Origin of the sequence: Actinomadura sp. (genome assembly GCF_044508335.1) — a bacterium.
Classification (GTDB): Bacteria; Actinomycetota; Actinomycetes; order Streptosporangiales; family Streptosporangiaceae; genus Spirillospora.
On the sequence record NZ_JBIQHY010000011.1, the window covers coordinates 58,450 to 79,355 of the forward strand.

The 20,906-nt window shown below is 71.3% G+C and carries 22 protein-coding genes and 1 riboswitch; of the genes, 17 read left to right on the forward strand and 5 right to left on the reverse strand.

All coding sequences use genetic code 11. The features are described from left to right. The first annotated feature begins 103 nt into the window (after positions 1-103). Both ACIWVC_RS06780 and ACIWVC_RS06785 read left to right on the forward strand, forming a co-directional pair. Positions 104-580, forward strand: coding sequence for a nitroreductase family deazaflavin-dependent oxidoreductase (locus ACIWVC_RS06780; protein ID WP_396452747.1), 477 nt, complete (start codon positions 104-106; stop codon positions 578-580). A 264-nt stretch (positions 581-844) separates the two neighbouring features. After that, positions 845-2,722, forward strand: coding sequence for a glycoside hydrolase family 97 protein (locus tag ACIWVC_RS06785; RefSeq protein WP_396452749.1), 1,878 nt, complete (start codon positions 845-847; stop codon positions 2,720-2,722). Between the two features lie 18 nt (positions 2,723-2,740). Here the strand turns inward: ACIWVC_RS06785 and ACIWVC_RS06790 are convergent, their stop codons facing one another. Beyond that, a complete protein-coding gene (locus ACIWVC_RS06790; protein WP_396452751.1) occupies positions 2,741-3,061 on the reverse strand; it encodes a MerR family transcriptional regulator in 321 nt (106 codons plus the stop codon). Positions 3,062-3,158: 97 nt separating this feature from the next. Continuing rightward, positions 3,159-3,596 carry an Hsp20/alpha crystallin family protein gene (locus tag ACIWVC_RS06795; RefSeq protein ID WP_396452752.1) on the reverse strand — a complete coding sequence of 146 codons (438 nt, stop codon included), beginning with the start codon at positions 3,594-3,596 and terminating at the stop codon, positions 3,159-3,161. Positions 3,597-4,516: 920 nt separating this feature from the next. Here ACIWVC_RS06795 and ACIWVC_RS06800 point away from each other — a divergent pair. Together ACIWVC_RS06800 and ACIWVC_RS06805 are read left to right on the forward strand one after the other, a co-directional pair. Next, complete coding sequence (locus ACIWVC_RS06800; RefSeq protein ID WP_396451002.1) at positions 4,517-5,215, forward strand: GAF domain-containing protein; 699 nt, start codon at positions 4,517-4,519, stop codon at positions 5,213-5,215. Positions 5,216-5,340: 125 nt separating this feature from the next. Further along, a complete protein-coding gene (locus ACIWVC_RS06805; protein WP_396451004.1) occupies positions 5,341-5,811 on the forward strand; it encodes an STAS domain-containing protein in 471 nt (156 codons plus the stop codon). 3 nt (positions 5,812-5,814) lie between these two features. On the opposite strand, the gene ACIWVC_RS06810 is transcribed toward ACIWVC_RS06805, so the two are convergent. Then, complete coding sequence (locus ACIWVC_RS06810; protein ID WP_396451006.1) at positions 5,815-6,720, reverse strand: helix-turn-helix domain-containing protein; 906 nt, start codon at positions 6,718-6,720, stop codon at positions 5,815-5,817. Positions 6,721-6,819: 99 nt separating this feature from the next. On the opposite strand from ACIWVC_RS06810, the gene ACIWVC_RS06815 reads away from it, so the two are divergent. The 7 genes from ACIWVC_RS06815 (at position 6,820) to ACIWVC_RS06845 (ending at position 13,293) form a co-directional block, all read left to right on the forward strand. Further along, on the forward strand, positions 6,820-7,413 hold the full coding sequence (locus ACIWVC_RS06815; RefSeq protein WP_396451008.1) for a non-oxidative hydroxyarylic acid decarboxylases subunit B: 594 nt from the start codon (positions 6,820-6,822) through the stop codon (positions 7,411-7,413). Then, positions 7,403-8,827 (forward strand): non-oxidative hydroxyarylic acid decarboxylases subunit C, encoded by a 1,425-nt coding sequence (locus tag ACIWVC_RS06820; protein WP_396451010.1) that lies wholly within the window; start codon positions 7,403-7,405, stop codon positions 8,825-8,827. The genes ACIWVC_RS06815 and ACIWVC_RS06820 overlap by 11 nt, the downstream gene beginning before the upstream one ends. Before the next feature lie 13 nt (positions 8,828-8,840). Beyond that, positions 8,841-9,068 carry a non-oxidative hydroxyarylic acid decarboxylases subunit D gene (locus ACIWVC_RS06825; protein WP_396451012.1) on the forward strand — a complete coding sequence of 76 codons (228 nt, stop codon included), beginning with the start codon at positions 8,841-8,843 and terminating at the stop codon, positions 9,066-9,068. Then, positions 9,065-9,508, forward strand: a complete 444-nt coding sequence (locus ACIWVC_RS06830) for a pyridoxamine 5'-phosphate oxidase family protein (protein WP_396451014.1) — start codon at positions 9,065-9,067, stop codon at positions 9,506-9,508. The genes ACIWVC_RS06825 and ACIWVC_RS06830 overlap by 4 nt, the downstream gene beginning before the upstream one ends. Positions 9,509-9,705: 197 nt before the next feature. Continuing rightward, positions 9,706-10,269 carry a hypothetical protein gene (locus tag ACIWVC_RS06835; protein ID WP_396451015.1) on the forward strand — a complete coding sequence of 188 codons (564 nt, stop codon included), beginning with the start codon at positions 9,706-9,708 and terminating at the stop codon, positions 10,267-10,269. 161 nt (positions 10,270-10,430) lie between these two features. Next, on the forward strand, positions 10,431-13,034 hold the full coding sequence (locus ACIWVC_RS06840) for an MFS transporter (protein ID WP_396451017.1): 2,604 nt from the start codon (positions 10,431-10,433) through the stop codon (positions 13,032-13,034). After that, a complete protein-coding gene (locus ACIWVC_RS06845; protein ID WP_396451019.1) occupies positions 13,027-13,293 on the forward strand; it encodes a hypothetical protein in 267 nt (88 codons plus the stop codon). The genes ACIWVC_RS06840 and ACIWVC_RS06845 overlap by 8 nt, the downstream gene beginning before the upstream one ends. Here ACIWVC_RS06845 and ACIWVC_RS06850 read toward each other — a convergent pair. Continuing rightward, complete coding sequence (locus tag ACIWVC_RS06850; protein ID WP_396451021.1) at positions 13,284-14,111, reverse strand: MBL fold metallo-hydrolase; 828 nt, start codon at positions 14,109-14,111, stop codon at positions 13,284-13,286. The genes ACIWVC_RS06845 and ACIWVC_RS06850 overlap by 10 nt on opposite strands. A gap of 188 nt (positions 14,112-14,299) precedes the next feature. Here ACIWVC_RS06850 and ACIWVC_RS06855 point away from each other — a divergent pair, with 188 nt between their 5' ends. The 5 genes from ACIWVC_RS06855 (at position 14,300) to ACIWVC_RS06875 (ending at position 17,613) form a co-directional block, all read left to right on the forward strand. Then, positions 14,300-15,130 carry an SAM-dependent methyltransferase gene (locus ACIWVC_RS06855; RefSeq protein WP_396451023.1) on the forward strand — a complete coding sequence of 277 codons (831 nt, stop codon included), beginning with the start codon at positions 14,300-14,302 and terminating at the stop codon, positions 15,128-15,130. Further along, positions 15,127-15,342, forward strand: coding sequence for a DUF397 domain-containing protein (locus tag ACIWVC_RS06860; protein WP_396451024.1), 216 nt, complete (start codon positions 15,127-15,129; stop codon positions 15,340-15,342). Before ACIWVC_RS06855 ends, ACIWVC_RS06860 begins: the two co-directional genes overlap by 4 nt. A 124-nt stretch (positions 15,343-15,466) precedes the next feature. Then, entirely contained in the window at positions 15,467-16,309 is an 843-nt protein-coding gene (locus ACIWVC_RS06865) for a helix-turn-helix domain-containing protein (RefSeq protein WP_396451026.1), read from the forward strand. Between the two features lie 6 nt (positions 16,310-16,315). Beyond that, positions 16,316-16,513, forward strand: a complete 198-nt coding sequence (locus tag ACIWVC_RS06870; protein ID WP_396451028.1) for a DUF397 domain-containing protein — start codon at positions 16,316-16,318, stop codon at positions 16,511-16,513. 344 nt (positions 16,514-16,857) lie between these two features. Next, complete coding sequence (locus ACIWVC_RS06875; RefSeq protein WP_396451030.1) at positions 16,858-17,613, forward strand: ATP-binding protein; 756 nt, start codon at positions 16,858-16,860, stop codon at positions 17,611-17,613. A 61-nt stretch (positions 17,614-17,674) separates the two neighbouring features. Here ACIWVC_RS06875 and metE read toward each other — a convergent pair whose 3' ends face one another. Then, positions 17,675-19,912, reverse strand: a complete 2,238-nt coding sequence (metE, locus tag ACIWVC_RS06880) for a 5-methyltetrahydropteroyltriglutamate--homocysteine S-methyltransferase (protein ID WP_396451032.1) — start codon at positions 19,910-19,912, stop codon at positions 17,675-17,677. 96 nt (positions 19,913-20,008) lie between these two features. Next, positions 20,009-20,214, reverse strand: a riboswitch (cobalamin riboswitch). Positions 20,215-20,328: 114 nt separating this feature from the next. On the opposite strand from metE, the gene ACIWVC_RS06885 reads away from it, so the two are divergent. After that, the gene (locus tag ACIWVC_RS06885; protein WP_396451034.1) at positions 20,329-20,883 is read left to right on the forward strand and encodes a DUF4352 domain-containing protein; all 555 of its coding nucleotides are present in this window, start codon (positions 20,329-20,331) and stop codon (positions 20,881-20,883) included. The last annotated feature ends 23 nt before the right edge of the window (positions 20,884-20,906 follow it).

The window sequence follows — 20,906 nt, forward strand, 5'->3', positions numbered from 1 at the left end:
GTGTACTTCTCGCCATCGGGAAGTGGCTTGCCGTGGGGAAGTACCGTCCCCAGCCTGGCGGACGAAGGACAATGATCACGCGTCCCCGAGGATGGAGTGAGCGGTGCCCGACGACAGGCCGAAGTTCTTCGATTCCGCGTTGTTCGCCCCGGCGATGAAGGCCCTCACGCGCGGGCACGTCGCACTCTTCCGCGCCACCGGCGGACGGCTCGGGAGCCGTTTCCGTTTCGGCAGCGCCTTCCCGTCCGGAGTGCCGGTCTGCCTGCTCACCACGCGCGGCCGCAGGTCCGGGAAGCCGAGGACGATGGCGCTGCTGTACCTCCCGGACGGCGACCGCGTCATCCTGGTCGCGTCCAGGGGAGGGACGGGGCGCCATCCCCAGTGGTACCTGAACCTCGAAGCGAACCCGAAAGTGGCCGTCCAGACGGGCCGCCGGCCCCGCCCGATGATCGCCCGCATAGCGGAGGGCGACGAGCGCGCCGGCCTGTGGCGCCGCCTGGTCGAGTTCTATCCCGAGTACGGCGACTACCAGCGCTGGACCGACCGCGCCATCCCGGTCGTCATCTGCGAACCCGCCTGATCATCCGGGCGGACGGTTCGGCTCCGGCGGCGCACGGACCACCACCCGCGAACCCGGGCCGGCGAGCGCCCCTGGGCGTGTGGGCTGCGGGTCCGGGTGGAAGGGATCTTGACGTGGGGGGTGCGTTGCGCCGAGGTTTGTGGTGTGCGAAGGGCGCTGTTGGGATCTCGTGTGCTTCGCGTCCTGTTTGCGGCCTTCGTTTCTCTTGTCACGCTTGCCGGTGGCGCGGTGGCCGTCCGGGCACAGGATCCGCGGAGCCCGACCGTGCGGTCGCCGGACGGGGTTCTGGCGCTGGCGGTGTCCGCCGAGGGCGGGCGGCTCGGGTACTCCGTCAGCCGGGGCGGGTCCGTCCTGGTCGGATGGTCCGCCCTGGGGCTGAGGCTCACCGACGGGTCGGTGCTCGGCGGCGACGTGGAGGTGACCGGCGCCCGGGTCACCGCCGGGGACGGCACGTGGCGGCCGCTGTGGGGCGCCGACTCGCGGGTGCGTGATCACTACCGGGAGCTCACCGTCCGGCTGCGGCAGGCCGGCGGGAGGGTCTTCAACGTCATCGCGCGCGCCTACGACGACGGGGTGGCGTTCCGCTACCAGGTGCCGGAGCAGGCCGGCCTTCGGTCGCTGGAGATCGTGGACGAGGCCACCGAGTTCGCCCTCACCGGGAACCCGACCGCCTGGTGGACGCGGCGGGACTTCGACACGGACGAGAACACCTGGCAGTCGTCCCCCTACAGCGCCATGGGGGCGTCCAATACCCCGGTGACCTTCCGGTACGAGGACGGCACCTACCTGTCGATCCATGAGGCGGATCTGGACGACTACGCGGCCATGACCGTGGCACCGGATCTCGGGCGGCTGCGGGTCGGGCTCGTGCCGACGCCCGGGCGCGCGGCCGCCGTCATCACCCGTACCGGCCGGGCCACCCCCTGGCGGGTGCTGACCATCGCCGGGAACGCGGGCGGGCTGATCGAGTCGCACCTGGTGGAGAACCTCAATCCGCCGTGTGCGATCTGCAAGGGGGACACGTCGTGGATCAAGCCGATCAAGTACGCCGGCATCTGGTGGCTGATCCAGCACGGGCAGGCCACGTGGAAGCCGGGGCCGCGGCACGGGGCGACGACCGAGCGCGCCAAGGAGTACATCGACTTCGCGGCGGAACACGGCATCGAGGGCCTGCTCGTCGAGGGGTGGAACCGGGGGTGGGAGGGCTCGTGGGCCGACCAGGACTTCACGCAGGCCACCCCGGACTTCGACCTCCCCGGGGTCGTCGCGTACGGGAAGAGCAAGGGCGTCGAGTTCATCGTCCACAACGAGACCGGCGCGGGGGTCGAGAACTACGAGCAGCAGCTCGACGCGGCGTTCGCGCTGTACGAGCGGCTCGGCATCCACTACGTGAAGACCGGCTACGTCGGGAACATCACCGGGCACCACCACTACGACCAGCGGATGGTCAACCACTACCGGCTCGTCCTCGAAAAGGCCGCGCGGCATCGCATCAACGTCGACTGCCACGAGTGCGTCCACGCGACGGGGGAGGCCCGGACGTTCCCCAACGCCCTCGCCCGGGAGGCCGTGCGCGGGCAGGAATGGGACGCCATCGGGGACGGCAACACCCCCGAGCACACCCTCATCCTGCCCTTCACGCGCATGCTGTCCGGCCCGATGGACTACACGCCCGGGATCATGGACGTCCTGTGGGACCCGCGCCGCGACGGGCACCGGGTGCACACCACCGCGGCCAAGCAGCTCGCCTACTACGTCACCTACTTCTCGGGCATGCAGATGGCCGCCGACCTGCCCGAGCACTACGCGAGGTCGCCCGGACTCAAGTTCATCGAGGACGTGCCGGTCACGTGGGACGAGACCAGGGTGCTCTCAGCCGGGATCGGCGACCATCTGGTCGTCGCGCGGCGCTCGGGCGCGGACTGGTACGTCGGCGCCATGACGGGGGACCGGGCGCAGACGCTGCGCTACCCGCTGTCCTTCCTCGGCAAGGGCACGTGGACCGCGGAGTCCTACTCCGACGCGGGAGACGATGACGCGGGGCTCGACGTCCGCCGGTCCGCCGTCACCCGCGACGACGCCTTCACCGCCGTCCTCAAGAGCGGCGGCGGCCAGGCCGTCCGGTTCCGGCGCGTGACGTGAGCGCCGCCGGCGAAGGCGTCAGGCGTCGCCGGATTCGCGGGCGGCGAGGCGGCGGGCGAGCTCGTCGCGTTCGCGGGTCACTTCGGCCAGCCGGTGCTGCAGCTCGAAGATGCGGCGGATGGCGGGCAGGGTCATGCCGTCGCCCATCATGGTGACGACCTCCTGGATGCGCCCGATCTCGTGCCGGCTGTAGCGGCGCTGCCCGCCGGCGGAGCGCTGCGGCGAGACGACGCGGTGGACGTCGATGCGGCGCAGGAACGCCTGCTGCACGTTGAGCATCTCCGCGACTTGGCCGACGGTGAACAGGGCGGCGTGCTCGTCGTCGATCGGCAGGGTCATGGGGGTTCCTCCTTCACCTGCGCCGCGATCACCAGAACGGCCCCGGCGCGCTCGGGGGGACCGGCGCGGGCCGGGGCCGGCTCCGGAACCGTGGCGGTCAGCTCTTGATCGCCTTCAGGGCGTCGCCCTGCTGGACGGCGACCTTGCGGGGCCGGGCCTGCTCCAGGACCGGGATGCGGACGGCGAGGACGCCGTTGTTGTAGGCCGCCTCGATGCCGTCGGCGTCCAGGTGCTCCGACAGGTAGACCCGGCGGGTGAACGAGCCCATCGCCCGCTCGCGGACGAACACGCGCTCGTCCTCGCCGAACTCCTCCTCGCGCCGCGCGGTCACCGAGAGCACGCCGCGGTCCACGGTGACCTCGATCGAGCCGGGGTCGATGCCCGGCAGGTCGAACCGCAGGACGACGTCGTCGGCGCGGCGGATGCCGTCCATCGGCATGAGGTTCCCGTCGGCCAGCCCGCTGAACTGCCGGACGGCCCGGTCGAACTGGCGCTCGAACTCCTGCACGAACGGGTCGATCGACGTCAGCAACATGCCATCACCTCCGAAGATCGTCGGCGCCTGGCGGGCGCCGATGTCCTGCTCCTCGCAGAAGAGGAAACCTTCAACTTCATTTATAGGTTACTTCGCGCACCATGTCAACCCGCACCGCCTCCGAGTCGGGAGTCCGCCCGGTGCACGCGGTCGCTCGACGGCCGCTGTCCGGGTGGCCGGGTCGGCGTCGCAGGCCGCGGGATGTTACTTGATCTGCGGATTCGGCAATACATCTAGTGGAGGCGGACACCGCGGAGCCTCCGTCAAGGCTGAGGAAGCACTTGACAACTACCTATAGCTTCGGCTATAGGAATAATAGAAGCGGTCAATGACCTGGTGGCGCTGAGAGTGGTTCCGGGGAGTGATCGACATGGCGGTCTCGGGCACCCTGCCGGCGGGTGCAAGGTCCGCGGACCTGATCCGCGCCGACGACCAGTGGTTCCGGGACGCGTTCGACGCCCTGGTCGCGGCGAACTTCGGCGCCTCACCCGGCAGGCCCGGTCCGCCCGCGCCTCCCCGCACGCCGCCGTCCGGTCGGCCGTACCCATATCCCCCCGGTGTTCCCGGCACCCGTGTGCCGGGCCGGCCCGGCCGCGCGGCCGGGCGGCGGCGTCCGCCGCGCCGCCAGCGCTCCCCTCCGATTTCCGCGAAGACGTCCCGTCCCGATCGTCTGGGAAAGGAGGGACCCAGCAGCATCGGACCAGTCCGTATATCGCCATTCCTCAGCTTCGGACCAGATCGGCGGCGGTGCCGGGGCGGGCGCCGCCGCCGATCTCCTCGTGCGCGGGACGCCTAGAACGCCGTGCAGCGGGTAGTGTGGCGTTCAGAAGTTCCGCCCTGTGTCCGCGGATCGGCCACGGGGTCGGCCGTGGTGCCTCCACATCTTGTTCCTGCGGTTCTCTCGTTCAAGGATGTGGAGCATGTTGCATATCGACACCCGAGCGCTGGACGCCAGCCTGGAAGTGCTGCGCAAGGCGCAGCACGAGGCTGACGTCGCCCGCGTTCTCCAACGGGTGGTCGGCTCGGTCAGGCGCCTGTTCGGCCACGACGGCGCCGGAATCATGCTCATCGACGACAAGGAGCAGTTGCTGTACGTGGCCGCCTCGGACGAGGTCGGACGATCTCTGGAGGAGGCCCAGGCGCACGCCGACCAGGGGCCCTGCTACGACACCTACGTCGAAGGCCGGCCCGTCTCCACCAAGGACGTGCGCTCCGATCCCCGCTGGCCGCAACTCGTGGACGTGCTGGACGAGCGGGTGCGCGCGGTCGCCGGAGTCCCGCTCCTGCTGGGCGGCAGCCCGGTCGGCACGCTGAACGTCTACCGGTCCCAGCCCTACGGGTGGGACGACTCGGATATCGCGGCGCTGCACGCCTACGCCGGGCTGATCGGCGAACTCATGGCCGCGGCGCTGTCGTCCCACGAGCACAGCACCACGGCCTCACAGCTCCAGTACGCGTTGGACTACCGGGTGGTCATCGAACGCGCCATCGGCTACCTCATGGCCACCCACCGCCTGGACGCCGTCTCGGCGTTCAACCTGCTGCGCAAGCAGGCGCGGGACAGCCGCCGCCGGGTCGCCGACCTGGCCGCCGAGATCCTCAGCGACGGCGCCGCCTAGCCACGGCGCACCGGCGCGCCCCCACGGCCGTCCGGTGCGCTCCCCCAACCCGACCTTCCATCCGATACCTCGGTCCGGTCCCTGTCCCTGCCCGGTCGGAGATTCCTCACCTCTTTGGAGGCTCTATGACCCAGGCAGACAGGTGCCCCCCGGGCGCCCTGCAATCCACACCCGCCCAACCCCCCGGCGGGCCGGCCGAGAGACCCGCCACCTACGCGGGCGGCACCCTGCAGCTCTCCATCGGCGCCCTCTCCGACGGGACGACCGTGGAACTGCGGCTGACCGGCGAGCTCGACGTGAGCGGAGCCGACACGCTGCGCCGGCACATCGAGGACATGATCGTCGAGCACGATCCGCACCGGCTGCTGCTGGACCTCTCCGGACTGACCTTCGCCGACTCCAGCGGCCTCGCCGCGATCGTGTGGGCGCACAAGGCGATGACCGCGCGCGGGCGCCAGCTCCGCCTGCAGCACCCGCAGGGGCGCGTGCTCCGCGTCCTGCACATCACCGGCCTCCACACCCGCCTGCACATCACAGAGTCGACCCCGGTCGGCCCCCGGAGCGCCGCCGGGGCGCACCGCCGCCTCGCGCGCTGACCGTCACGGCCCGCCGGCGGCGCCCCGCGAGACGGCGCGGAACGCGGTCGGCGGCATCCCGGTGCGCTGCTGGAAGAACGCGCTGAACGACGTCTGGTAGCTGAAGCCGAGGCGCTCGGCGATCGCGGACGGCGGCAGATCGGTGTGCGAGAGCAGGCGCTTCGCCTCCAGCAGGAGCTGGTCGTCGATGAAGCGCTTGGCGCCGCATCCCGTCGCGGCCCGGGTGGCGCGGGTCAGGGTCCGGACGCTGTAGCCGAGGCGGGCCGCGTAGTCGGCGACGCGGTGGCTGGAGGAGAGGTCCTCGCCGACGGCCTGCTGGAAACGCCGGAACACCTCGTTGTCGGCGGCCGGGTCGCCGGGCCCGCCGTTCAGGTGGGTCAGCCGCAGCAGGATGACTCCGAGCAGGTGGCGCATGACGTCGATGTGCGCTTCGAGGGGGAGGTCGGCGAGACGTCCGGCCTCGTCCTCCAGGAGGCGGAGCGTGCCGTCCAGCGCGGCCTTCTGCGGGCCCGCCGGGGTCAGTGGACGGTGGTGGACGCGCAGGTCGAGGCCCACGGCCTCGCGGGTCGCGGCGTCCGGGAAGTCGGAGGTGAACAGCACGACCGTCGCCTCGGCCCGGGTGAGGTCGCCCATGTAGCGGTGGATCTGGCCGGGGCGCATCCAGAACCAGCTCCCGGCCGGCACGCGGTACTCGTTGAAGTCGACCGAGCAGTGCACCGTGCCCGCCTTCACGGCGATGAACTCGTGGAACACCGGACGCCGCGGAGCGTAGATGTCGACCTCGTGGCCCCGGGCGCGCTCCATCAGCCGGGGCAGGTCCAGGACCTCCACGCCGGGAGGCGCGCCCGCGGCGGGACGGTACGGGATCTGCGGAATGTCCGCCCGCAGAGGTTGTCCGTTTTTCTTCATCCGCTGTCCTTGATCTATGACAGCGATTATCTGACCCCGCCTTAGCGTGAGTCGCGGCGCCGGACAGGCGTGACCGAAATCTCAGGGGAGTGGACGGCCATGCGACTCATCGTCGGGATGACCGGCGCGACGGGGGCGGTGCTGGGCGTCCGGCTGCTGGAGCACCTGGCCCGGCTCCCGGACGTCGAGACGCACCTCGTCCTGTCGCGGTGGGCGCGGGCGACCGTCGAGCTGGAGACCGGGCTGTCGGCGCGGGAGGTCGGCGCGCTCGCCGACGCCGTGTACGCGCCCGACGACCAGGGCGCGCCCATCTCGTCCGGCTCCTTCCGGACGGACGGCATGGTCATCGCCCCGTGCTCCATGAAGACGCTCGCGGCCATCCGGACCGGCTACTCGGACGGGCTCGTCGCGCGGGCCGCCGACGTGGTGCTGAAAGAGCGGCGCCGGCTCGTCCTCGTCCCGCGGGAGACGCCGCTCAGCGAGATCCACCTGGAGAACATGCTCACGCTGTCCCGCATGGGCGTGCGGATGGTGCCGCCGATGCCCGCCTTCTACAACCATCCCGAAACGGTGGACGACATCGTCGACCACATCACGGCCAGGGTCCTCGACCAGTTCGACCTGCCCGCCCCGGCACGCCGCTGGACGGGAATGCGGGCCGCCCGTGAAAGGAACAACGAACATGCCCTTTGACGACCTGCGGAGTTTCCTGGAGACCCTCGACAAGGAGGGGCAGCTGCTGCGCATCACCGACCAGGTGATGCCCGAGCCCGACATCGCCGCCGCGGCCAACGCGGCCTGCCGGATGGGCGACGGCGCCCCTGCCCTGTACTTCGACAACGTCGCCGGATTCACCAGCGCGCGCATCGCCATGAACGTCCACGGGTCGTGGGCCAACCACGCGCTCGCACTGGACCTTCCCAAGGGGACGGGCGTCAAGGAGCAGGTCGGCGAGTTCAGCCGCCGCTGGGACGCGTTCCCCGTCGCACCCGAATGGCGGGACTCCCCGCCGTGGGCGGAGAACGTCATGGACGGCGACGACGTGAACATTTTCGAAGTGCTGCCCCTCGTCCGGCTGAATGACGGCGACGGCGGCTTCTACATCGACAAGGCCGCCGTCGTCTCCCGGGACCCCGAAGACCCGGAGAACAGCGGCAAGCAGAATGTCGGCATCTACCGCATCCAGGTGAAGGGGAAACGCAAGCTGGCGCTCCAGCCCGTCCCGATGCACGACATCGCGCTGCAACTCCGCAAAGCCGAAGAGGCCGGCGAAGATCTGCCCGTCGCCATCACCGTCGGCAACGACCCGGTCATCTCCATCGCCGCGTCCACCCCGATGCGCTACGACGAGAACGAGTACGAGCTGGCGGGCGCGCTGCGCGGCGCGCCCGCCCCGATCGCCGCGGCGCCGCTGACCGGGCTGCCCGTCCCGTGGGGGTCGGAGGTCGTGATCGAGGGCGTCATCGAGGGCCGCAAGCGCGAGATCGAGGGGCCGTTCGGCGAGTTCACCGGGCACTACTCGGGCGGGCGCAACATGACCGTCATCCGCGTCGACCGGATCTCCCACCGCACCGACCCGGTCTTCGAGCACCTCTACATCGGCATGCCGTGGACGGAGGTCGACTACCTGATCGCCGCCAACACCTGCGTGCCGCTGTACCAGCAGCTCAAGGCCGAGTTTCCGGAGGTGCGCGCGGTCAACGCCATGTACACGCACGGCCTCGTCGTCATCGTCTCCACCGCCAAGCGCTACGGCGGCTTCGCCAAGGCCGTCGGGCTGCGCGTGCTGAGCACCCCGCACGGGCTCGGCTACGCCGCCACGGTCGTCGTCGTGGACGAGGACGTCGACCCGTTCGACCTCCCGCAGGTCATGTGGGCCGTGTCCACCAAGATGAACCCCGCCGGCGACCTGATCCGGGTGCCGAACATGCCCGTGCTGGGCCTCGCGCCGCAGGCGACCACGCCCGGCATCACCGACAAGCTCGTCATCGACGCCACCACCCCCGTCGCCCCCGACCCGCGCGGAAACTACGGGAACCAGGTCCGCGACCTGCCCGAGGCCGCCGAATGGCTGACCCGCCTCCGCGCCCTGGCCGCCGATCGCTGAACGGAGTCCTGACATGATCTGCCCGCGTTGCGCGCACGAGGAGATCGGGCTGCTGTTCGCCTCCCCCGTCCCCGGGGTGTGGGAGGTGCTGCAGTGCGAGCGCTGCCTGTACTGCTGGCGCACGACCGAGCCCGACCGCCGCACCCGCCGCGACCGCTACCCCGACGCCTTCAAGCTGACCGCCGAGGACATCGCGTCCGCCCCGGAAGTGCCGGCCGTCCCGCCGCTGAAGAACCGATGACCGGCGCGTTCCGCGACGCGCTGGCCGCCTGCACCGTGCTCAACCTCGCCTACGCGGACGCGGACGGCCCGCAGGTCTGCGCGGTCTTCTTCGCCCCGGCCCCGGACGGCGGCCTGGTGTTCGTCAGTTCGCGCGAGACCCGGCACGGCCGCCATCTGGCGTCCGACCCCGGAGGCGTTCCGGTGGCCTTCACCGTCCAGGCCGACGACCAGGACTGGCGGACGCTGCGCGGCGTCCAGGGGCGCGGCCTCTGCCGCCGCCTGACCGGCGCTGACCTGGACGCCGCCCGCGCCGCCTACGCCGCCCGCTTCCCCTTCGCGGCGGACGACGCCGGGCCGGCCCGGGCGCTGGCGGCGGCCGACCACTGGGGCGTCCGCCCGGCGTGGCTCCGGCTCATCGACAACTCGCGGGGCTTCGGCCACAAGACCGAATGGCCGTAGAGCGACGCCGGTCACATTCGGGGCCCGCCATTCCGATCGTCCATTTGCCGGGTGCGCCGTAAATCCGGGGACGCCGCCCGGATAAGGGGGACGTTGGTCCCGCTGAGAACGGACCGAACGGGCCTACGGCGAAATCGCCCCCCGGAGTTGAGTAGGAGGTGAAAGAAACCGGCGACGTGATGGAAGGTGAGACGGCGATGGCAGTCTCAGAGCACAAGACGCACGCGGGCCGCAGCACTCTGATCCGGGTGGTGACCCCCAAACCGCTGACCGAGACGCCCGCCGCCCGCTACATCTGGGCCGCGGCCCGGCTGGCGCTCGGCTGGGTGTTCGCCTGGGCGTTCGTGGACAAGCTGTTCGGGCTGGGCCACGAGACCCCGGCGGGCAAGGGATGGCTGGACGGCGGAAGCCCGACCGAGGGGTTCCTGGCGCACGCGCCCAAGGGCCCGTTCGCGGGGTTCTACAACGACCTGGCCGGCGCGGCCTGGGCCGACTGGCTGTTCATGATCGGCCTCGCCGGGATCGGCGCGGCGCTGCTGCTCGGCATCGGGATGCGGATCGCCGCCGCCGCGGGCGCGGCGCTGCTGGTCCTGATGTGGACGGCGGTCCTGCCCCCGGAGAACAACGTCTTCATGGACGACCACCTGATCTACGCACTCCTGATCGTCGGGCTGGCTCTGGTCAGCGCCGGCGACACCCTGGGCCTCGGCCGCTGGTGGGGCAAGACCCGCCTGGTCGAACGGCTCCCGTTCCTCAAGTGACACCCATCCGAGAGGCGCCCGCCGCGGCGGGCGCCTTTTCGCGTGCCCGGAGCGCACCGCATTTCCGGCGGCGCCGCCAGGTGTGAATTCCGGGTGGCGGGTAGCCATACCGGTGTTTCGCCGGTCGTGATCGACCGCCGGTTCGTCGGAAGGGCTGCACCATGACCGCTGATACGCGCGTCGGGACCATCACCACGAGAATTCCGGCGCGCCTGGACCGGCTGCCCTGGTCGCGGTTCCACTGGATGATCGTCGTCGGCCTGGGGACGGTGTGGATCCTCGACGGCCTCGAGGTCACCATCGTCGGGTCCGTCGCGGCGCGGCTCACCGAGTCGGGCAGCGGGATCGGGCTGACCGCGGGCGACATCGGGGTCGCGGCGGCGATCTACGTCGCGGGCGCGTGCCTCGGCGCGCTGTTCTTCGGGCAGCTCACCGACCGGTTCGGCCGCAAGAAGCTGTTCATCCTCACGCTCGCCGTCTACATCCTCGCCACGGTGGCGACCGCGTTCGCGTTCGCGCCCTGGTACTTCTTCGCGTGCCGGTTCGTGACCGGGATGGGCATCGGCGGCGAGTACGCGGCGATCAACTCGGCGATCGACGAGCTGATCCCGGCCCGCAACCGCGGCCGCGTCGACCTCGCGATCAACGGCAGCTACTGGGTGGGGTCCGCGCTCGGCGCCCTCGCCGCGGTCCTCTTCCTGAACACCTCGATCTTCGCCCAGGACATGGGCTGGCGGTACGCGTTCGGCATGGGCGCCGTCCTCGGGCTGGCGATCATGCTCGTCCGGCGGCACGTCCCGGAGAGCCCGCGCTGGCTGTTCATCCACGGCCGCGAGGAGGAGGCCGAGCGGATCGTCGACGACATCGAGGCGGAGGTGCGCGAGCAGACCGACCACGTCCTGGACGAAGCGGGCGAGAGCATCACCGTCCGGCAGCGCAAGGCCATCCCGTTCCGGGAGATCGCCCAGGTCGCGGTCAAGGTCTACCCGAAGCGGGCGACGCTCGGGTTCGCGCTGTTCGTCGGGCAGGCGTTCCTGTACAACGCGGTGACGTTCGACCTCGGGACGATCCTGAGCAAGTACTTCGACGTGGCGTCCGGGGCGGTGCCGTACTACATCGCCCTGTTCGCCATCGGCAATTTCCTCGGCCCGCTGCTGCTCGGACGGATGTTCGACACGGTGGGCCGCAAGCCGATGATCTCCGGCACGTACTTCATGTCGGCCGCGCTGACGATCCTGCTGGGCGTCTTCCTGTGGACGGAGGCGCTGTCGAACTGGTCGTTCATCCTGCTCGTCTGCGTGACGTTCTTCTTCGCCTCGGCGGGCGCCAGCTCCGCCTACCTGACGGTCAGCGAGATCTTCCCGATGGAGACCCGGGCCCTCGCCATCGCGTTCTTCTACGCGGTCGGCACGGCGGTCGGCGGCATCACCGGGCCGCTGATCTTCGGCAGCTTCATCGACAGCGGCATGGTGAGCCGGGTCGCCATCGGCTTCCTCATCGGCGCCGTGATCATGATGCTCGGCGGCATCGCCGAGGTGGTCTACGGCGTCCGCGCCGAGCAGGCGTCGCTGGAGAACATCGCCAAACCCCTCACCGTCCACGAGGCGGACGAGGAAGAAGCGCCGGCCGGTGAGGAAGCGGAGGCGGCCGGCGGCGGCCCGGGGCGCCACGCCGCGCTGGAGGCGCGGCGGCACGCCGAGGAGACCCGGGCGCGCGCCGCCGAGCACCGCGCCGCCATCCACGAGCTCAGGCCGCGCGCGGAGGAGGGGGGCGACGGCGCCGCCGCCCGGCTGCGCGCCGAGGAGGTCCTCGCGCAGATCGCCGAGTGGGACGCCGAACGCCTCATCGAGGAGGCCGCCGCCCACGACGAGCGCGACGCCGCCGAGCGCGCCGGCGCCGGCGCCGAGCGGGCGAGCGCCCTGGAGCGCGCCGCGGCGGCGGACGAGCGTGCTCGCGCGCTGCGCGAGCGGTCGGAGGCGCTGGCCGCCGAGAACGACCGGGACTCCGAGGTGCACGCGGCGCTCGCGGAGGCGGCGGCGGAGCGGGCGCGGGCCCGCGAGCAGCGGGCCATGGCCGCCGAGACCCGCGGCCGCGCCGAAGGGCTCGACGGGACCGAGGCCGAGATCGCGCTCGGCCAGGCCGAGACCTACGACGAGTGGGAGCGCATGCACACCGAGCTGGCGCTCGCGCACGCGGCCCGCGCCGAAGGAGACGGCGACGCGGCCGAGAGGCATCAGCGGGAGGCCGGCGTCCACCGGATGCGCGCCGAGTCCGCCGCCGACCGGGTGGAGGCCGCGCAGCACCGCTCCACCGCGGAGTCGCTGGCCGCGGAGTCCGGCTCGATGGAGCAGGAGGAGCGCGAACGCGCCGCGGCGGCCGAGCGGGAGCGGGCGGCCCGCGAGCGCGACGAGCGCATCCGCCGGCGCGTCCTGCGCCGCGAGCGGGAGGAGCGCGCGGGGCTGCGCCGGTTCCGTCCCGGCCCCGGCCGCGCGTTCTACTCGCCGACGATGATGACCGGGTGGACGACCGACTGGGCGTCCGACGCCGACCTCGCCCTCGACCGGGAGGTCAACACCATCGCGCAGGCGCTCGCCGAGCACGGGCCGACGCCGCGCAACCGGCTCGCCGACCTGGTCGGCGCGCGCTACTGGGGGCCGGGGCGGTTCCGCGCCGCGCTGCGCGAGGCCGTCCACGAGGGGCGGGCCAGGCCGCTCGCCCGCAACCGGTACGGGCCGCCCGAGAACACCGGGAGTGAGAGTGAGTGACCCCATGCTGACCTGCCGGATATTCGGGCACGACTACCAGTTCACCGCCGAGGGCACGACGCTGCGCTGGTCGTGCGTCCGCGGGTGCGGCGCCGGAGGGGCGAAGGAGTACGACACGGTGGCGCGGGCGCAGCGCTACGCCCGCGCCTTCGACCGCAAGGACACCGACGCCCTCGGGCGGCGCGCACCGCTCGTCGGCCTGTTCCCGCTGCGCATGGCCCGCGCCATGCGCGACCGCGTGAGCCGGCGTCAGGACTGAAGGAACGTGTGGGTCTGGCCCGGCTCGATGTAGGACACCTGGTCGCCGAAGCCGCGGCGCTCCATCTCGCGGCGGAAGTCGTCCAGAGGTGACGTGAAGACGCCATAGTCGCCGTAGTGGACGGGCACGGCGCGCCCGGGGCGGACCGTCTCGAAAAGGTCGGCGCCCTGCTCGGCGTCCATCGTGACGAGGAGCCCGCCGGGCAGCTTGGTCCCGCCCAGGTGGAGGATGGCGAGATCGATGTCCCGGTTCCGCCGGGCGATCTGCCGGATGCCGTCGAACATCAGCGTGTCGCCCGTGATGTAGAGGCGGAACTGCACCTCGCCGGCCGCCGGGGCGAACTCCAGCAGGCTGCCCATCACCGGGGGCAGCAGCATGCGGGCCGGACCGGGCGCGTGCCGTCCCGGCATGGCGGTGATCCGGAGGAGCGCCCCGTCCTTCACCATCGTGTGCGACTCCCAGGAGCGCAGCCCGGTCGCGTGCCGGAACCGGTGCCACCCCTGGAGCCGGCGGGCCGCGTGCGGCGTCGTCACGATCGGCAGGCCGCGGTCGAGCTTCGTGCGCGCCACCCGGTCCCAGTGGTCGCCGTGCAGGTGGGACAGGACGACGGCGTCGAGCCGCGGCAGTTCCTCGATGCGCAGCGCGGGCTCGGTCAGCCGCCTGGACGAAAGCCCGAACCCCAGATAGGCGCGCTGCCCGCGGTGCAGGAAGTTGGGATCGGTCAGCAAGGTGAACGGCCCGCAGCGCAGCAGCGTCGTGGCATTGCCGACGAACTGCATCGTGAGCTGGCGTAGTGCGAGGTCAGGTGCGGTCTTCATGCTCGATTCCCCCCTTTTCGGCCCCGTGATGCCCTGGGGTGCCGCGTCGAATCCTGGGCGGGACCATGCGCAGGCCACGGGCGATGTCCCCCGCACTGGACGGATACCGTTCGGTGCCGCGGCATCGCCTCGGGCGGACAGAGGCCTCATAATTCGTGCATCACAAGTTGTGGCAATGGAGGCGAAGCGTGAGCGACATCGAGCAGGCTCCACCCGGGGTGGACAGCACGGTCCCCAGCCCCGCTCGAATGTACGACTACATCCTCGGCGGCACGGCCAACTACGAGGTCGACCGCCAGGCCGTCGAGAAGGTCCGCGCGCACATGCCCGACCTGGAGGACGCGGCGTGGGCGAACCGCGGGTTCCTTCAGCGCTCGGTCAAGTGGCTGGCCGAGAACGGCATCCGGCAGTTCATCGACATCGGCGCCGGCCTGCCCACCGGAAACAACACCCACGACGCCGTGCAGAGGGTCGCGCCCGACGCGCGGATCCTGTACGTCGACAACGACCCGCTCGTCGAGATCCACGCGAAGTCCCTGCTGGAGGGGGTGCCGGGGACGGCGTTCATCACCGCCGACTTCCGCGACCCGGAGGGTCTGCTCGGCCACGAGCAGACCCGGGCGATGATCGACTTCACGCAGCCGGTGGCGCTCCTCCTGGTCACCGTGACCCACTTCGTGTCGGACGAGGACGACCCGTGGGGCCTCGTCCGGCGGTACGTCAGCGAGATCGCGCCGGGCAGCTACATCGCGCTGTCCGCGATCAGCAGCGACCGCCAGGTCAGCGAGGAGCTCGACCAGGTGACCGCGGTGTACGCCAAGTCGTCGTCCCAGGGCGCCTACCCCCGGCCGCGCGCCGAGATCGAGCGGTTCTTCACCGGTCTGGAGATCGTCCCGCCGTATGAGGGGGCGCCCGCGGAGGTGTGCCACATCGGGGTCTGGGGCGCCGAGGACCCTGACGAGGCCAACAGTGATGGCTCACGGCTGGGTTATGCCGCTGTGGCGAGGAAGCCGGCATGAGGAAGCCGACGGCGGAGGAACTGGGCGTCGATCCGGACGCCCTCGACTGGCAGCGTTCGGGGAGCGACGAGGGCGGCATCGAAGTCGCTTTTGTCAGGGAATGGACGCTTTTGCGTACGTCCGGGGAGCTGATCTCGGTCTTCGACCAGCACGAATGGGCGTGCTTCCTGGACGGCGTCAAGAAGGGCGAGTTCGACCGGGCCGCATCCTGAGGCGGGCTCCCGTGCTGTTACCCGACGGGATTCGTGATGCGCTTCCTGATCCGGCCAAATCTGTGATTCACAAATTCGGAAGGCGTATGCTGATGCCGGCCGTATGTCAAGGGAGGTGGCGCCGATGAGTGAGGCGTACGGCGCCACGATCGCCAAGCGGGGGCTGGCGCGCCGCCTGCGGGAGCTGCGCGTCGAGGCCGGATACACGGCCAACCAGGTCTGCGACCGGCTGAACTGGGGAAGGGGCAAGGTCGGCCGGTTCGAGGCCAACAACTGGGTTCGTCCGGAGCTCAGTGACATCCGCGACCTGGCGCGCATCTACGAGGGCAGCGACCTCGACGAGCTCGAGGAACTCGCGACGCGCGCCAGGCAGCGGGCCTGGTGGCGTGACTACCCGGACGTGTTCCACAACGAGTTCCCCGGCTACGAGGGGGACGCGTCGCGGATCCGGGTGGTCATGCCGCTGGTGCTGCCGGGGCTCCTGCAGACCCTCCCGTACATGCAGGCGCTGCTGAGCACCGGGCAGCAGTCGCCGGAGTGGCGCGAGCAGGCGCTGCGGGCCCGGCTGCGGCGCCAGCAGATCCTCGACCGCGACGACGGCAACGCGCCGGAGCTGGTCGCGCTGATCACCGAGGCGTCCCTGATGTACGAGTGGGGCGACCCCGGCGACCGCCGCGCCCAGCTGCGCCACCTGCTGACCATGTCCGGCCGGCCGAACGTCGAGCTGCGGCTGCTGCGCCTGTCGGACGGCCTGCACCCCGGCATGTCGACCCTGGTCAACATCTTCGACTTCCCCGGCGACGAACCGTCCATGGTCTTCCTGGAGAACGACGCCGACATCCAGGAGATCGACGACGCGAGCAAAGTGGAGGCGTATGGCGAGATCTTCGAAGAGATCCGCGCGGCGGCGCTGAGCCCCGCCGACACCGCGGTTCACCTGGAGGCACTCATCGCGAAGCTGGAGTAAGAACTCATGGACCTCTCTCAGGCACGGTGGTTCAAGGCCACCGCGAGCGCGAGCAGCAACGGGGGGTGCGTCGAGGTCGCCGACCTGGACACCGCCACCGGGCTGCGCGACAGCAGGACGCCGGAGGCCGGGGCGCACGTCGTGCCCCGATCCGTCTTCGCCGCGTTCCTCGAAGACGTGCGGGCGGGCAGGTACGACCGCTGACTGACCGGGCCGCACACACGATCCCCCAGGGCGGCACCCCTGGGGGATCTTCATGTGTGCGGCCCTCTCTCAGGCGCGGTCAACGCTACAGCGCCGCGGCCCGGCCGTCCCATGTCCGCCGGTACACGCTTGCGGAACCGGACGGCAACGTGGTTTGGACGCTTTGGGGCACATCGGTGAACGTCTCAACTTCAAATGCATGATCCTTGCCGTCTGCCGCGCCAGACGGCCAGAAATGTGCGAAGCTGGGTTCTGTGATTCACACATAGCGAGTCGCGAACCGTTGAGGTTCAAGCCGCGAATGCCTGAATCGCGAATGTCTCCGTAACCACCGAGGTGGCGTCATGACGAAGGCCGCAGCGACGTGCGGGATTCCGTGGAGGCTGGAGAACGGCGGCTGCGCCGCCCTGCCGCTGCCCGCGGACGACTCCATCGCCAGGGTCGCCCGCGCGCACGTCACCGGCCTTCTCCCCGCGCTCGGGCTCTGCGTCCAGGACGTCGACGACGTCATCCTCATGGTCAGCGAGCTGGCCACGAACGTCTTACAGCACGCCACGCCCGGCGACGGGCAGTCCGGCGCCGAGCTGTGGGTCTACCAGCGGACGGACGGGCGGGGCCGGGACGAGCTCGTCGTCAAGGCGTTCGACACGCTGCGCTCCTGGCGCCCCCAGGCGCCCGCCGGGCCGATGCTCGAACACGGCCGCGGCCTGGAGATCATCGACCTGCTGACCCAGGGGCGGTGGGGGCACCACCCGTCCCGCTCCCGGCTCCGGACGCCGGCCGTCCGGGGGAAGGCGACCTGGTTCGCGCTGCCCTTGCCGCGCACCGCCCGCCGCCACCGGCGCACCGTCCGGATGGACGAGCCGCACGCCGCCAAGGACCTGCACGCGCTGCTCCTCCAGCGCGGCATCGACGAGCTCTCACTGCGGGACGAACTCGGCATCTCCCTCCTGTCCGGGCGCGGTGACCTGACCGTCTGGTGCGAGTCGGCGACGTTCCGCTGGTGCGCCGCGTCCGGGGAGTCCGGCAAGCTTCCGATCGAGGACATCACCGAGGTGTGCGAGCAGCTCGTCCGGATCTGGGAGTGCATGCACGACTGAGGCCGCCGGTCGGCCGCCGCATGGCCCGGGGTGGGGGCGGGCCATGCGGCGGCGGGGGGGATCAGCCGGCCAGCCCGGCCCGCACCCGGCGGGCCGCCGCGACCAGGTTGCGCAGCGACGCCTCCGTCTCCGGGTAGGCGCGGGTCTTCAGGCCGCAGTCGGGGTTGACCCACAGCCGCCCCGGCTCGACGGCCCGCAGCGCGCGGCGCAGGTTCTCCTCGATCTCCTCGGCGGACGGGACGCGCGGCGAGTGGATGTCGTACACGCCGGGCCCGATGCCGTTCTCGTACCCGGCGGCGCGCAGGTCGCCGACCAGCTCCATGCGCGAGCGGGCCGCCTCCACGCTGGTGACGTCGGCGTCCAGCGCCCCGATCGCGCCGATGATCTCGCCGAACTCCGAGTAGCACATGTGCGTGTGGATCTGGGTGGTGTCCTGGACGCCGGACGTGGCCAGCCGGAACGCGCCGACCGCCCAGTCGAGGTAGGCGGCGCGGTCCTTCCGCTTCAGCGGCAGCAGCTCGCGCAGCGCGGGCTCGTCCACCTGGATGACGCGGATACCGGCCGCCTCCAGGTCGGCGATCTCGTCCCGGATCGCGAGGGCGACCTGCAGGGCGGTCTCGGCGAGCGGCTGGTCGTCGCGGACGAACGACCAGGCGAGCATCGTCACCGGCCCGGTCAGCATCCCCTTGACCGGCTTGCTCGTCAGCGACTGCGCGTACGCGGCCCACTCGACGGTCATCGGGCGGGGCCGCGAGACGTCGCTGTGCAGGATCGGCGGCCGCACGTAGCGCGACCCGTACGACTGCACCCACCCGTGCTCGGTCGCCGCGTACCCGTCGAGCTGCTCGGCGAAGTACTGCACCATGTCGTTGCGCTCGGGCTCGCCGTGCACGAGGACGTCCAGGCCGAGGTCCTCCTGGAGCGCGATGACGCGGGCGATCTCCCGCTTCATCGCGGCGACGTACTCGTCCTCGCCGATGCGCCCGGCGCGGCGGTCGGCGCGGATCCGGCGGATCTCGGCGGTCTGCGGGAACGAGCCGATCGTGGTGGTCGCGAGATCGGGCAGGCCGAGCGCCTCCCGCTGCGCGGCGTACCGGACGGCGTGCCCGCTGCGCCGCGTCTCGCCCACCGACCCGAGCCGCTCGCGGACCGCCCGGTCGACACCGGCCTCCGGGAGCGGCGCGGCCTCCTGGACGGGGGCGTCCTCCCGCAGGGCCCGCCCGATCGCGACGACCTCGTCGACCTTCTGCCGCGCGAACGCGAGCCGCCCCCGGACCCGCGGGTCGAGCGCGGTCTCCCGGTCGAGGTCGAGCGGCACGTGCATCAGCGAGCAGGACGTCCCGACCACGATCTGATCGACGAGCCCCAGCACGGACGCGCACGTGGACAGCGCCTTCCGTACGTCGGTGCGCCAGACGTTCCGCCCGTCGACAACGCCCGCCACGAGCGTCTTGCGCGGCAGCCCGCCCACCGATGCGAGCACGTCCACGTTGCCCGGCCCGGCGACGAAATCGAGGGCGACGGCCTCCACGCGGCTCCCGGCCAGCACGCGCAACGCGTCCGCCTCGATGGCGCCGAAGTAGGTGGCGACCATCAGATGCGGCCGGCAGCTCAGCTGCCCGAGCCGCGCATAGGCCCGCGCCAGCGCGCGGATCTCCTCCTCGCCGCGGTCTTCGACGAGCGCGGGCTCGTCCAGCTGCACCCACTGCGCGCCCGACCCCGCCAGCCGCTCCAGGATCTCGGCGTACACGTCCACGAGCCCGTCCAGCAGCTCCAGCGTCCGGAATCCCGGCGTCGACGGCTTCGCCAGCAGCAGATAGGTGAGCGGCCCGACGAGCACGGGCCGCGTCTCGATGCCGAGCGCCTTCGCCTCCCGGTACTCGGCGAGCGGCTTGGCGGCGGCGCCGTCCGCCAGCCGGAACCGCGTGTCCGGCCCCAGCTCGGGGACGATGTAGTGGTAGTTCGTGTCGAACCACTTGGTCATTTCGAGCGGCGGGACGTCCTGGACGCCGCGGGCCATGGCGAAGTACCGGTCGAACCCGTCCAGGTGCCGGTACCGCTCGGGGACGGCGCCGACCAGCACGCTGGCGTCGAGCATCTGGTCGTAGAACGAGAAGGTGTTGGACGGGATCGCGTCGACGCCGGCGTCGCGCAGGCCCGTCCACACCTCGGCGCGCAGCTCGGCGCCGGTCCTGCCGAGGTCGTCGGCGCCCGCCCGTCCCGCCCAGTAGTTCTCGGTGGCGACCTTCAGCTCCCGGTCCGCCCCGATTCGGGGGTATCCGAGGATCGTCGTGTTCATGGCGGCTTCCCTCGCTGTGCCACGGGCGACCCCGGGAACGGCGCGACGACGGGCCGCCGCCGGGCCTTCCCGCGAGGCCGCAGACCACCGCGCACCGGCCGGTGCGCGGGCGGAGGCAGGTCTTCGGACTCGCGGGCACCGCCTCTTCGAGGCGTCCTACTGGCCGTCGCTTCCCAGGCCGCGCGGGCCCAGTGCATATGACGGCGGTCGTTCCCGCTCACCGCTGCGGGGCAGTCCCGGACTCGCACCGGGTTCCCTCTTACGACACTCAAATCGAGCGAACCATCCGCACCACACACCCTACCCACCTCCCACCGCCCGCCCCCGCGGAGTGGGCGGCCGCGCATGGTACAGACGACGTCACTTTGGGTAGCTGAGCCGTGTGCAGGCCGTTTCAGAGCGTCATAGGGGGTGGCATGCGCCTGTTCATGATGAGGGCGGCGATGTCGATGATGTTGATCACCATGGCCGCCGCATGCGGCACGGAGAATGTCAACACCGCACCGGCGAACAACGGCGGTGAGGGCGGCAGCGGGGGCACGAAGCCGGCGAAGAAGACGGCGCAGGTCGGTGACACCGTGAACATCACCGATGATTCGTCGGGCGTCTCGCTGGCCGTGACGCTGCGGAAGGTCGTCGATCCCGCCGAGCCGGGAGAGTTCGAGACGCTCCCCAACGGGAAGCGGCTCGTCGCGGCGCAGTTCAAGGTGAAGAACAAGAGCGACGACGAATACCAGGACGCGCCGGCCAACGGGGCCCGCGCCATCGACACGTCGGGCCAGGCTTACGAGGGCGGCCTCCTCACGGCCACCGACTGCGAAGCGTTCGCAGGCGCGGAGGTCCGGCTGACCAAGGGAGAGAGCCAGCGCGGCTGCGTGACGTTCGAAGTCGGCAAGAAGGCGACGATCGAACGCATCCGCTTCGCCGCGTCGTCCGGCTTCGGCTCCGCCGCCGAATGGAAGGTCGGCTAGTGCCGCCCACCCGGCCGTGAACG